This window comes from Flavobacterium sp. WC2416, from assembly GCF_041200095.1.
Lineage (GTDB): Bacteria > Bacteroidota > Bacteroidia > Flavobacteriales > Flavobacteriaceae > Flavobacterium.
In genome coordinates this window covers 1069059-1083192 of the sequence record NZ_CP165626.1, presented here as the reverse complement: position 1 = coordinate 1083192, position 14134 = coordinate 1069059, and the positions used below count along the sequence as shown (strand labels likewise).

The window sequence follows — 14134 nt, the reverse complement described above, 5'->3', positions numbered from 1 at the left end:
ATTGGTTTTATTATTTTATAAAAACTAGCTGTCCGTATTCAAATAGGTAGCAATATTAATCCCCTCTGGTAATCTCCCTACGTTTTGCAATTTTAAAACGGCTAACTTTTGAGCAATCGTAATGGTTTCTTCAAAATTTTTATTCAATAATTGCGCATACAAAAAACCAGTCCAAAAAGCATCTCCAGCACCAGTTGTGTCTTTTATCTCATCAATTTTTTGTGCTTTTTGATAAAACATACCAAAATTTTTATCAGATAAGACCACCCCATCTTTCCCTTTAGTCAAGCATATTGTTGCCGCACCCAAATCATGAAAATAGTCAAAAATAAAATCTTCGGTTTTTGTTTCAGCAAAAAGACGATAACAATCATCTTCACTTAATTTTACAAATGGGTTTGTTCCCAAATATTCTTTCAAAACCAGCTTAGCTTCCTCTCTATCTGGCCAAATTCTCTCCGAAAAATTAATATCAATACTTGTTTGCAAACCTAACGATTGGGCTTTTTTTGCACTTTCTAAAATAGTCGTTCTAGCTGGGTTTTTGCTTAATGCAAAACAGGTTGTATGAAAAATTTTGGCACTTGCCAATAAATCGTCTGGAATTTGACTCTGATGAATTTGGTAATCTGCCTCTCTATATGGAATAAAATCAGGAGTTCCAGTCGATTTTGAAACAAAAATAACAGAAGTTGGCTCTGTATCTGATTTTCTTATTTGGGAAGTAATCACCTTATTTGCTTTCAGTTTACGAACAATATATTCTCCCAATCCGTCTTGACCACAAGTTGCCACTAAAACAGAGTTCAAACCCAACCTTGCCGCATTCACCGCTACATTAGTTGGAGAGCCACCTAAAAATCGGTGGTAATCTTTTGTTCTGTTTATTGAAGTATTTACTTCGTGTCCTATAAAATCTATCAGTACTTCCCCTGCACAGATTATGTCAATTTTCTTTTCCAATTTAAACTAAAAATTTAAAATTTGTATTTATACTTTGATGCAACATTACTGTTGCGGCGCCACTCCATGCACAAAATGGAACTCCATTTGGCTTTTGAGTTTCACTATTGAAATTTTCATAAAAACTATAATCCTCCACTTTGTTCACTGCATTTATAGCCTCTAATATTTCTAATGCTTCGCTACTTTTGTTTTTAGATTGTAATGCTAATCCATAAAATCCATTGACCATAGACCAACTACCTCCATTATGAAATTCATTTGGATAATTTCTAAATTCATATTTGCAATTGTTCTTCAAAAGATTCCAATCAATATCACTTTCCTCTATTGGAGGCCAAAAGGCGGGCAACAATTGTAGAGGTCTTTCCTTTTTCAGTTCAATTGAATACTCTAAAATAGAATGCTGAAAATTTTCTGATCCAATATTTAAGTATAATGCCAATGAGTTAGCAAAAGCATCAAACTGGGTTTTGTAACCCGCTGGTGAAAAAGAGCAAGGCATAAATTTGTTAATATTTATTTCGTTGTATGCTCTTTCATGGTATTTCTCTCCAACTGAATTTGGAGTAAAATTAATTTCAATCTGTTCCGTTATTTTTTCTATTTTTTCTGTAATTGACTCCTTCTTTGCAAAATGATTGTAACTTCTTAATGCCCAAATTCGGAGCAATTGATCGTATAAAACATAGCCATCCGTTATATATTCATCAGCCCAATTTCCAGAAAGCGGGACATACAACAGCCCTTTATTATTAAACTCCCAAGCCTCAAGAAGTTGCAAGCATTTTTGAATGTTTTGTTCGTATTTTATTACGAAAGAAGGATCCTTTTTATAAAAAGCATATTGACAAATTCCAATAACAAACCAAGTAACTGCATCCACTCTTCCTGCTAATCCACCATAACTAACTTCTACATCGGCTCCATTTGTCATTACATTTGAAGGGATTGTTCCGTTATAATGTTGATTTTCAGCCAATGTGTCTAATGTTTTACGAAAGGTTTCTATCAAATCATTATCCCCAGATGCTAAAGCGGCCAATCCACAAATTACTCCATCACGAGCCCAAACTCTTTTGTAATTAGAAATATCCTGAGCACTCGCTAAAAACCCCTCAGTTGACGAAGCTTTATGCAACAATTCCAATGCCTTTTTGTAATTTAAATCATTCACTTAATTCCACTTTTTTTGTTTTAATAAATAAGGTACATATCGCACTAATAACCAATAGTACTCCTGCAAATGTGATCGCTAATCTAGGATCATTGTTTAAAAAATGTTTTAAAATATACCCGAAAGTAATCGTTTGGATAAACATAGGAATAACAATCATCATGTTAATGATTCCCATATAAACCCCATAACGTTCTTTAGGAATATTGTTCACCACCATTAAATAAGGGATCCCCATCATACTTGCCCAACCGATTCCAAAACCAGTTATAGCCGGGAATAATAAATATTTATTTTCAATATGCGGAAATATTAAAAATCCTATTGCTGCTAATACTAAACATGAAAAATGCACCATTTTTGGCGAATATTTCTTTGCAAAATAGACCAATCCAAAAGCGCATAAAAAAGTAACGACATTATACCATCCATTTACTAAGCCAGTCCAACTAACAGCCTCTCCATATAATTTCATGTCTTTTTGAGGAGTAGTATGCCAAACAGAAAGAGCAATACTTTTTGATGAATTTTGCCAATAACAAAATAAGGCATACCATTGAAACAAATACACCAAAGCCAATTGCCACATTACTTTTGGCATGTCTTTTATTGCTGAAAATATATCCACAAATGGAGTAAAAACATGTAAGGGTTCCTCTTTAATTTTTTTTAATTCTTCTTCAGTAGGCGGAATTTCTTTAGTAGTATGTGAACTCCACCAAACGGATCCAATCGAACAAACTGCACCAAGAAAAAAGGAAGCAAATACCCAAGTGGGTAGTTTCCCTGTTGTTCCAATAAAAATTAATGGGAAAATAAATAGTGAAACGTTTGCCAAAGTTTGCCCAAAACCTGTAAAAAAACTTTGAGCTTGAAATCCTGTAGGCTGTTGATCAGTATCTAGTGTATCAGCAATGAAAGCTCTATAAGGTTCCATAGCTGTATTATTACCTACATCTAATATCCAAAGTAACCCTGCGGCCATCCATAACGAACTACTAAAAGGAAACATAAATAAAGCGATACTACATATCAAAGCTCCAATAAAAAAGTATGGCTTTCTTCTTCCTCCTAATTTTGGAGACCATGTTTTGTCACTCATTGCACCTATAATTGGCTGAATCAACAACCCTGTTAGTGGACCAGCAAGATTAAGCAATGGTAATTGATCAGGACTTGCGCCCAAAAAATCATAAATGGGATTAACGGCGCTTTGTTGTAATCCAAAACTATATTGAATTCCGAAAAACCCAACATTCATATTAATTATCTGCCAAAAACTAAGCTTTAATTTCATTGCACTTCTTTATAAATTAATTATTTCGTAAATTTTTTAGATATTTTATTTAAAATTAATTTTTAAATCGACAATTTATTGCATTATAAAAATAAAAACGTTTTCGGAAGTACCGAAAACGTTTTCGAATTCTTAAAATAAACTTAAATTATAACTTTGTAGTTTTACTCAAATGGGATAACAATTTTAGTTTCCCAAGATAGTTCATCCCCTCCGTTGAAAGGGTTAGCAAGGAAGTGTTCAAGAGGTTTATTAACTAATTTATAATTATGGGCTTTAGCATAATCCAACAAAGCAAACCAAGCTCTATCTGACGTTCTGAAATTGCCATAATAAGTGGCTTCTAGACCTTTTACTGCTTTTATAGTTTTAAATTTTACAATCCCATTATTGATCATTTTTACATCCTTATCAATAGGGAAGCAATAATTAAAATCAAGTTGCTCTTTGTCAAGATCCCAATTTTCAATTTCTAAATAGGGCCTTCCTATAATTTTAATTTTACTTTGTTCCAAAAAACCAGTAATAGCAGCATCATTCATTATCATGGTTTGTGCCTTTTCCTGCAGTACACTTTTTAAACTGATATAGGCCACAAAAGTTTCTTCAGATTGTCCTAACCCATCAATTTTAACTTTAAAATTTTCTAAATGCTTATTTAAACCATTTCTAAAATCAGTAATCTTTTTAATTTGTTCTTTTTTAAAGCTAGTATTATAAAAGGGCGCTGTCAATCTATTGTATATGCTATTCTTTTGCTCCTTTATACCTACATTCACCATAGTAATAGAATCATTTATGGAATTAAAATCCCAAGTATATTCCATTTTAGTACTATCTTTTGTCATTTCTTGCTTAATAAAACCAAAGTTTTTCTTTTCAACAAGAACAAAATTTTCTTTATCAGTAGTCATACGTGTCTTTGACCACTCTTGAACTCCTTGAAAAACAGTACCAGTCGCAGTTTTAATTTTAAATGAAATACAATAGTCACTTTCTTTAATAAATAGATACCAGATTAAGAAAAGAGAGAAAACAAAACTAAAAACTAATATTATTATTTTCTTTGTTTTCATTTTACTTCTTCATTTTTAATTTATCAACTATAAAATCGGCTATTTCCTTTCCTTGAACTATCCCGTTTTCAATTGCTGCTCTATAATGAATCCCTCCATAAAAACGACTCATAGCCGCTTCTTTTGATGCTTCATTAAACGATTTAAATGTCCTATTTGGCAAACCAAATTGTAATTCTGAATCATCTACAAAAGAGAAATTATCACCGAAAATAGAAGTCAAGATATTTGAAGACACTGTAGAAACAACTGAATGCCCACTTGTATATTCAGGAAATGGAGGAGTTTGTAAAGCGGGTTTCCAGTTTTCATCAATTTTTTGATTAATTACAGTTTCTGGACGTATTACATTACTTCTGAATTTTTCATCCCAACAACTTATAAAAGCTTCAAACATCCCGATTGAGGTTTCTGTATAAGCGAATACCGTTTTCTCAAAATTAGCTTTCGATGTTTTACATGCAATTTTTGTAATCCCCATCCAGTGTGCACCTGGAGTAATTTTCTTTTTAGCAAACATCATGTGCCCTTGACTCACTGATACATACGGGTTACAGTCCCAAAATTGAGCCATTTTTACCTCGTTGCACGTATCTCCCATTTTTTTCATCTTCAAACTGATATCATAAACTTCTTGTACTTCTTTGAAAAAAGGAGAGTTTTTATCTAATGAAAAAGGAAGAGCTGGAATGGGTTTAAATTGTGAAGCTGAATCTAAAACCAGAGTTCTAATCTCAGCCCAATGAGGCTCAATTGCGTCCATATATGCTGGAGGTGTAGGCTGCCATCTACCAGCAACATTAGGAAGTACAGAAAACTTAGACATTGTACGCGTTTCCTTGTAATTATCCTTATCCATCCATTTTTTTATACGAGCAGCCACTTTTAGCCCGTATTCTTTAGAAACTTCAAATTCCTTTTCATTTTCCTTACTCCATTTTTGGTACAAACTATCTCTGAATTTTTCCACTAATTCTTCAGAAAAAACCAATTGTTTACTAACATCCATATGGGCAACTAAAGCTGCAACTTCTATATTCACTCCGCTTTTAGGATCCAATTTTGGAATAGAATCTAGGCCTTTCAATTGATTTTGAAGACTTCCGTAGGTCTTACTGTTTTGAGCAATTATCTCGTATGCTGCAATATTTGGATATACAAAAATCCTACTAGCAACTGGTGGCGAAAAAATATCATGAACCATAATTTGGGTCACATTTTCAACAGCAGCACTATATTCATCTGGAGTTACTATAATCGATTTTTCTTTTTTACAAGAAACAAAAAGGAGACTTAACGAAGTGATTATAAAAAATTTAGTTTTCATTTTAATCTGTTTTTTAATATTTATTTTAGAATGAATTATTGAGCCATTGGTATTTCGAATACTTCAGCTTTATTATTATTAACAGTTACTAATAGGTACTTTTTACCATTAAATTTTATAATATCTAAATGTCTAACTGCCTTCTGTGACAAATCAATACCTATTTTACTCCCTAATATTATTTCTTTTTGGTTCTTAATTAAAGCACCAGAAAATCCATCAAATCTACTATGATAAGGAGCTACCCCAAAATAATTTCCAGCTGCAAATACAGATTCTTTTTTAGCAGAATCAAAATTTGATTTTACAAAGCAATTAATTGGTGCCACTTGTAAATCATTTGAAAAAGGTACAAAGATGAATTTACCATTTTGATTTTTCAAATAACCTGATTTCAAATTATCAACCTCAAACAATTTAGCTTTAGAAAGCATTTGTGGACTAAATACCTCTTCTACCGTTTTTCCTGCAAATGATTTATACGATTTGAATTTCTTTTTTATCATCCCACTGAATTGTTCGGCAAGCTCATCAAGACCTAATGTAGTGTAGTATCTTCCATTTTTTTCAATGGCCACAATTGTTTCAAAAGAGCCATTAGCATCAAAATCATCATAATACATTTTCATTGGAAATTCATCAGAAGCTTTAAACTTGGAATTTAATCCCCAATTCCCAACCATATAGTCTAAATCTCCGTCATTATCAATATCAAACGGAATAATAGCTTGCCATAAACCATTACTTTTTTCTGGAAAAACGGTTGCAGTTACATCAGTAAATTTTCCATTTTTATTCGCAAAAAATGTTGGTTTCATCCACTCTCCTATAACTATAATGTCCACTTTACCGTCTTTATTGAAATCAGTAAAGACAGCGTCTGTAACCATTCCAACTTTAGAAAAAGTTTTATTTTCTACTTTAGTAAATACCCCTTTATTATTATTTAGTAAAAAACAATCTGGCATACTTCCAAAACGATTGTTTATTGAACTATTCCCTATAAAAAGATCCAGGTCCCCATCATTATCATAATCAAACATTCTGACAACTGAAGCATTTTGAGCTAATTCCGTCAATGTAGTTTTGGCCAGTTGCTTATTCATAGAAAGATACAAACGATCTTGCAAATTAGAGGCGTTTTCACCACCTCCAGAGACAACAAATAAATCATTTAGTTTGTCATTATTAAAATCACCTATAACCGCAGATGCATCTTCATAAATAGAATCTTTTTCAATTTCAGCAAATGATTTTTTTGAAAACCCATTTGAGTTTTGAATGTAAATACTCGCTTTTTTATCTTTAGAACCTCCAAAGAATATATCTTCTTTACCATCTCCATTCAAATCGCCAATAGCTGTTGCTGGACCACGATCAGAACGTTGGTATGGTATCATCTTTTGTGCTAAGAAATCAATATAATCATTTTCTTGGTGAACAAAATTAATCCCCAAATTAGTTTCGTTCTTTCTAAAAACTGGCGAAACCATAGGATGCAACTTTTGGTAATCAAATACTTTTCTGTTTTTAGCTGCCTTTACAATAAGCGTTTGATTTACTTTTACATTTTTTAATGTTTGATATGTTTTGTCTGGCCAAATCACAACTAAAGAATCTACGATGGTTGTTTTCCCATATCCAAAATGGATCATTGGTTCAGACGAAGATTGAAAACCTCTTGTAGTTTGCAATTCTTTAAATTGTTTTTTGCCTTTTACATATGAAATTACTTTTGCTCCTATTCCAAAGGTGTTTTTCCCTTCAAACTCCAATTTCAATTTTAAATAATTTGAGGCAGTATCCGTTCGATTAATATAAACTGATGCAATGCTATTTAAATTATTTGTGATCACATCAAGATCTCCATCATTATCAATATCAGCATATCCACTACCATTTGAAATTATAGAATCATTTTCAATCCATTGCTTTGATTTATTTTTGAACTGCAAATCTTTAGATCCTTGAAAAACAAAATTGGTCACATTTCCTTTCGGCATTTTTTTCAACGCTTCTTTATCTAGTAATTTTGTAGATGTAATTTTATTTTTTATTTGATCATTTGAGTAATATTTCACATAATCCAAATCATTTGGACGCTTAGGAATTCCGTTACATATAAATATATCTTGTTCACCATCTTGATCATAATCCGCAAAAAGAGCACTCCAACTCCAGTCTGAAGCTGCAACACCATTTAGTAATGCCGTTTCTGTAAAGTTATTTCCAGCATTATTCAATTGCAGCATATTTCGAGTATATTGATAATGATACCCCAATTTTTCAGTTCGCATTTTCAACATCTGAACATTATCATCTCCTAATGAAGATTTTAATACTTTTTCATCCTCAGGAAGCATATCTAAAGTTAAGATATCTGGAAAACCATCATGATTAATGTCGGCTACGTCCACTCCCATAGAAAATCTACTAGTATGTCCAAAATGACTTTTTAAACTTTCCGTAAAAGTTCCATCTCCATTATTCAAGTAATAATAGTCATCTTCATGAAAATCATTCCCTACATAAATATCTGGATAACCATCTAAATTAAAATCTGAAATAGCCAATCCAAGCCCATACCCATTAGCTCCACCAAAAATTCCTGCTTTTTCACTTACATCAACAAATTTTCCATTATCATTTCGAAATAACTTGTCTCCACATTCGTAACTTCTTTTATTTCTAATATCTGAATTTCCAAAAGACTCTTCCGAATGGACTGCGTGATTTAATAAATACATATCTAAATCCCCATCTAAATCATAATCAAAAAAAGCTACTGATGAACTATAATTATCAAGATCCAATCCATATTCTGCAGCACTTTCTGTAAATGTATTGTTCTTATTATTGATAAATAATTCATTATGCCCTTCGAATCCATTGATTCCAACTACTGCACAAACATAAATATCTAGATAACCATCTCCATTTACATCAGCCATCACGGTGCCTGAACTCCAATCACTTTGACCCTCAACTCCCGCTTTTACGGTAATATCTTCAAATTTATTTCCCCCTTTGTTTAAATACAACTTATTCTTACCTTGATTTGAAGTGAAATAAATATCTACTAGTCCATCATTATTTATATCTCCAAGCGCTACTCCACCTCCATTATAATAATAAAGGTAGTCCAGAATTGAAATATTTTTGGATGGGTCTAACTGGTTGTTGAACGTAATATTACTTTTGTCTGAAGCTAGTTTCTCAAATAAATGGTTTTGTTTTTTAGTACAACTTACCACCAAAAAGGAAAATAGTACTATTCGAAAAAAATTATTCATTGCTTTTAAATATTTTTGGTGAGTTGTCGTTAATAACTGCAATAACCGAAACAGAGTTATTTGCATTTTTTATTGATTTTAAATGTTTTACTTCCCCTCTCATGAAGAATCCTGATTTATTATAGGGAACCCAAGAATAGGTTCCGTTTTTATTTCCTAGAAGTAGGCTTCCATAGTTTGAATCCAATCTAGAAAACTGAGGTTTAAATTCATATTGATTTCCACCCAAAAGAATATCTAAAATACCATCTTTATTCACATCCATAGTACAAATTGTATTTACACAAGAGAACTGAACTTCTTTAGGAAGCAATTTTATTTCAAATTGTCCATTCCCTTTATTAATAGCAATTACACTTTCCTGAATCGTAGCCTCTTTTTGTATTGTATTGTCAACAACCTCTTTAGCGAATAATTCTTGAAAAGTCTTTTTAGCATAATCAGCATAACTTAAATTCTTCTTTTTAATCATCGGAATTTGTTTTGCAACATCTTGTTTTAAGTTCAGCGGTAAATCCTTTCCGTCAATAGAACGCGTTGCAATTTGCTCAATTGTTCCATTATTGTCAAAATCATTTACAAATAAACGCATCGGATTTGCCTTTGTAGCCTTGTAATTTGTGTTTGTTCCTTTATTTCCTAAAATCAAATCCTTTTTTCCATCATTATTCAAATCAACACAGGTTACTGCATTCCAAAAACCGGAATATTCTGAAAGATTAGACTTGAATTCAGCCAATCTTCTCCCTGTGTTTCTAAATATTCTTGGAGCCATCCAATCCCCAACAAGGATTAAATCTTTTTTGGAGTCATTATCAATATCTTCCCAAACTGCATCTGTAACCATTCCAACTTCATTCAATTTGAATGCCACTTTATCAGTACTGTTTGTGAAATTTCCTTTTCCATCATTTTCTAATAGTAAATGTTTGGGATTAATTCCATAAACCCCAGGAACAGATCGGCTACCAATAAAAACATCAACATCCCCATCATTGTCAAAATCATAAGCTGCTATAACAGAAACGTTACTGTTAGTTGTAGGAACAACCGTTTTACTTTTGGTAAACATCCCTTTTCCATTATTCAAATACAAACGGTTTTTATAATTCGCCTGATCTGCTTTTTCATTTCCTCCAGAACCAACTAATAAATCCAAATCGCCATCGCCATCTGCATCAAAAAAGCTGGCAGCCGTATCTTCATAATTAGCATCCGAATCTAAATCAACTTGGTTTGTGATAGCAAAATTATCATTTCCTTTATTCAAATATATTTTTCCTGGGGCTCCTTTAGCGCCACCAATATAAAGATCCTCATTCCCATCACCATTAATATCTCCAACCGCTAGTGAAGGTCCTTCTTGAGAAAGTTCTTTTGAGATTAAACCTTCGTAATCAAAATCGATATAATCATTTTCTTTATGTGTAATGAATTTTGATTTCTTTTCTGTAAATAAAGGTTTAGTTTTATCAACTTTAGGAATATAATTTAATTTAGCATCTGCAACATTCAAATTAAGTGTCGTATTATTGACCACTTTATTAATGGTTTGAAATTTACCATTTGGCCAAATTACTTGTAATGAGTCAATTTTTTTAGTTCCAATACCAAAAGTCATTACATAATCTATAGACGATTGAAACCCTCTTGAAGGAATTAATTCTTGTCGTATAATTTCATTTCCAGAAAACAATTCTACAACACTCCCTACACCAAATTTATTCAGATTATCGCCTTTCAACTTCACTTTTACAAAATGATTTTTTTTGTTTTTCTCTGAATTATTTTTATAAACAAAAGCCTCCATATTAACATTATTGACAATCAAATCTAAATCTCCATCATTGTCTAAATCACCATATGCCGCACCATTTGAAAAACTAGGCGTACTTAATCCCCAGTTTTGAGCTTCATTTGTAAAGGTTAAATTTTTATTGTTTTTAAAGGCATAATTAGGAATAGGTGTGCTTGGCATCCTATTTATAATGGTTTCAATTTGCTCTTTTTTACCAGTAACAACCATTTTTTGCATAAATTCATTCGCAAAAAAATCAACAAAATCTTGATTGGTTAAATCATGATAAATACCATTACAAACATAAATATCTTTGTATCCGTCATTATCCATATCAAACATTAAAGCCCCCCAACTCCAATCTGTTTTTGAAACCCCTGCATAATTGGCAATTTCCGAAAATTGATTGTTGCCATTATTAATTTGAAGGGTATTTTCCATGTATTGATTGAAAAAATCCAAATTCAATTTTCGAAGATATAAATCGTAATTTTCAAAACTAGTAGTGTTTTTCAATCGCTCATCTCCTTCAGGCAACATATCCGTTACAAATATATCTGCCTTACCATCATTATTAACATCGGCCATGTCAGCACCCATCGAAGATTGACTGATGTGAGAAGCCCATCCTTGAATTTGCTCAGTGAAGGTTCCATTTTTATTATTTATGTATAAGTAATCTCTTTCATAAAAATCATTTGAGATATAAATATCTGGATACAAATCTCCATTTACATCACCTACTGTGACTCCTAAACCAAAACCAATAAGGCTTCCATATATCCCAGATTCCTTACTTACATCAACAAATTTACCATTATCATTACGTAATAATCTGTCTCCACCACCTTTTAGAATATCGGCAACATCCCAGTCTTTATCCCTTAATTCTCTTTTATTAGAATAATTAAGACTACTTACAGGTATAAAACTATTATTTAAGATATATACATCTAGGTCTCCATCTTTATCATAGTCAAAAAATGCAGCATGGGTTGTTATTCCGGTATCGGCCAAATTATATTGTTCAGCTTTATCTGTAAAAGTACCATTTCCATTATTAATAAAAAGTTCGTTTTTTTGATTATCACCTTTAATACTTCCTGCATTACAAACATAAATATCTAATAATCCATCCCCATTAAGGTCGACCATTACTACACCAGTTGACCAGGATTTAGTCCCTTCAACACCTGCTTTTTTAGATATATCTTCAAATTTGAAATTTCCTTTATTTAAGTATAATTTATTAGCACCCAGATTTGAAGTAAAATAGATATCAGAAAGCCCGTCATTGTTTATATCACCAATAGCGACACCTCCACCATTATAGAAATTTCGGTATTTGAATATATTCATATCCTCCCCATTTTTCACCTCATTAATAAAATTAATACCGGTTTGTGAAGTTTCAAGTTTGGAAAAAAGGGCATTTTTATTATCAGAATTTTCTTGGGAACAATTGACAAAAAGAAGAATAAAAATTGAAAAGAAAATAGAACGATTAAACATATTATACGTAGTATTTGGTTAAGACATTTTGAAAGGAAAGAAAGGTCTAATTTATATAATATTCAGTAAATAAAACAATGAATAGCGTTAAAATTAAAAAAATAAAGAGGGCAATACGATTGCCCTCTTTATAACTAACTCAAAACATAATAATATTTTCTAAAACCTAGTAACCAGGGTTTTGTTTCAAATTTGCGTTAAATAACGCATCTGCTGGAATAGGAAACAAAGCATATCTTTTATCAGATACGTAAGGTTTTAATTCTCTTGCGGCAAGGAATGTTCCAAAACGAATCATATCATTTCTTCTCCATCCTTCTAACCACAATTCTTTACCTCTTTCTTTATATATTCCATCTAGAGTAGTTGGAAAAACTCCAACTTGCCCAGATCTAGAAACGATTGTTGCCAATTTAGCTACATCATTTGTACCAGCACCACCTCTAGCTATTGCTTCTGCTTTCATCATTAAAGCATCAGAATATCTCATGAATACAAAATCATTATTAGGTGCACCAAGATTGGCAGCATCTGGAATGTATTTTTCCATTCTAATACCTGCTGTTTCTAGTGTAGCTCCACTAGTAATCAATGTTATTGCAGATGTATAAAATAAAGGATTTCCATTTCTGTCTTTTAAAGCAACAGTTCCACCCGGTTTATACATTTGACCTATTTGCATCCCAACATTGTTACCAAAATCAGCAATGATTTGTGGATCTGAATTTTTAATACGTCTGTCATTAGGATTAAAGTTATTGTAGTATTCTGCTACAATTGCAAAACCATTCCATCCATCAGGAGTTTGGTTGTAATGCATCCCCATTCTCCAGTGGTATTGGATTCCTCCACCTGCACCACCTTGAACATTTTTAGAAGAAAGCAAAATTTCAGGTGATGTATTGTTTGTTGGTTTAAAGTTATCCCAATAATCTGTAGCTAAAGAACTATTTATTGCATCAACATTTGTAACCACTTTCGTCATATCAGCAGCAGCAAAAGTAAATGGTCCAGAAGCATCTGCTGCTTCAAAAACCCCTTTATTCAAGTACAATTTAGCTAATAAAAAGTGAGCAGCATCAGCATTTGCTAAACTTGCATCTCCAGCTGTTCTTGCAGGCAACGAACCTACAATAGCTTCTAATTCGCTAATTACGAATTCCGTTGCTTCTGTTCTAGTCCATACTTTAGGATCATCAGTTAACGGCGACCCAGCTTCTCTATAAGGAGCTTGTCCAAACAAATCGATTACATTGTAGTAATAAAAAGCTCTTAAGAAACGAGCTTCAGCAATTTGTGAACCTGAACCATTTTCAATAACTAAGTTACAATTGTACACTTGAGACAATAAAGCGTTCCAAGCATTTTTAACCTCATTATGATCAGGAGCCCAAGTATGCACGTGGATTTGTCTCCAAGTAGCGTTATCATCCCAGTCACCTCCACGTGTTGGTCCAACTAATGCATCAGATGACATTTCGTCCAAAGCAAACATTTGCCCTTGCGTCTCAAAGCCTCTTAAACCCTCATAAGAACTAGTTAAAAGTGAAGCAGCGTTTACTGTTCCTCCACCCGTATTAGAGATAACAACACCATCTAATACTTCTTCATCTAGATTAGTACAACTTACACCTAATACTATCGTACTAGTTAATAAGATGCCTTTTATAATATTAATTCTTTTCATCGTT

General features: G+C 32.3%; 8 protein-coding genes. All 8 read right to left on the bottom strand.

All coding sequences use genetic code 11. The annotated features are described in order from the left end of the window. Window positions 1-24: 24 nt before the first annotated feature. The 8 genes from AB3G39_RS04440 to AB3G39_RS04405 all read right to left on the bottom strand — a co-directional run bounded on the left by AB3G39_RS04440 (window position 25) and on the right by AB3G39_RS04405 (window position 14130). On the bottom strand, window positions 25-963 hold the full coding sequence (locus AB3G39_RS04440) for a carbohydrate kinase family protein (RefSeq protein ID WP_367772163.1): 939 nt from the start codon (window positions 961-963) through the stop codon (window positions 25-27). Window position 964: 1 nt separating this feature from the next. After that, the gene (locus AB3G39_RS04435; RefSeq protein WP_369769709.1) at window positions 965-2140 is read right to left on the bottom strand and encodes a fructofuranosidase/invertase; all 1176 of its coding nucleotides are present in this window, start codon (window positions 2138-2140) and stop codon (window positions 965-967) included. After that, window positions 2133-3437 carry an MFS transporter gene (locus tag AB3G39_RS04430; protein WP_367772167.1) on the bottom strand — a complete coding sequence of 435 codons (1305 nt, stop codon included), beginning with the start codon at window positions 3435-3437 and terminating at the stop codon, window positions 2133-2135. The genes AB3G39_RS04435 and AB3G39_RS04430 overlap by 8 nt, the downstream gene beginning before the upstream one ends. Before the next feature lie 164 nt (window positions 3438-3601). Next, window positions 3602-4513, bottom strand: a complete 912-nt coding sequence (locus AB3G39_RS04425; RefSeq protein WP_367772169.1) for a hypothetical protein — start codon at window positions 4511-4513, stop codon at window positions 3602-3604. 1 nt (window position 4514) lies between these two features. Then, entirely contained in the window at window positions 4515-5840 is a 1326-nt protein-coding gene (locus AB3G39_RS04420; RefSeq protein ID WP_369766106.1) for a vanadium-dependent haloperoxidase, read from the bottom strand. Between the two features lie 35 nt (window positions 5841-5875). After that, a complete protein-coding gene (locus AB3G39_RS04415) occupies window positions 5876-9133 on the bottom strand; it encodes a VCBS repeat-containing protein (RefSeq protein WP_369766105.1) in 3258 nt (1085 codons plus the stop codon). Further along, window positions 9126-12443, bottom strand: a complete 3318-nt coding sequence (locus AB3G39_RS04410) for an FG-GAP-like repeat-containing protein (protein ID WP_369766104.1) — start codon at window positions 12441-12443, stop codon at window positions 9126-9128. Before AB3G39_RS04410 ends, AB3G39_RS04415 begins: the two co-directional genes overlap by 8 nt. Window positions 12444-12609: 166 nt before the next feature. Then, entirely contained in the window at window positions 12610-14130 is a 1521-nt protein-coding gene (locus tag AB3G39_RS04405; protein ID WP_367772177.1) for a RagB/SusD family nutrient uptake outer membrane protein, read from the bottom strand. Window positions 14131-14134 lie beyond the last annotated feature (4 nt).

Coding starts and splice junctions, on each gene's coding strand:
- AB3G39_RS04415 (WP_369766105.1), bottom strand. CDS start 9,133: ATGAATAATTTTTTTCGAATAGTACTATTTTCCTTTTTGGTGGTAAGT.
- AB3G39_RS04425 (WP_367772169.1), bottom strand. CDS start 4,513: ATGAAAACAAAGAAAATAATAATATTAGTTTTTAGTTTTGTTTTCTCT.
- AB3G39_RS04420 (WP_369766106.1), bottom strand. CDS start 5,840: ATGAAAACTAAATTTTTTATAATCACTTCGTTAAGTCTCCTTTTTGTT.
- AB3G39_RS04430 (WP_367772167.1), bottom strand. CDS start 3,437: ATGAAATTAAAGCTTAGTTTTTGGCAGATAATTAATATGAATGTTGGG.
- AB3G39_RS04410 (WP_369766104.1), bottom strand. CDS start 12,443: ATGTTTAATCGTTCTATTTTCTTTTCAATTTTTATTCTTCTTTTTGTC.
- AB3G39_RS04405 (WP_367772177.1), bottom strand. CDS start 14,130: ATGAAAAGAATTAATATTATAAAAGGCATCTTATTAACTAGTACGATA.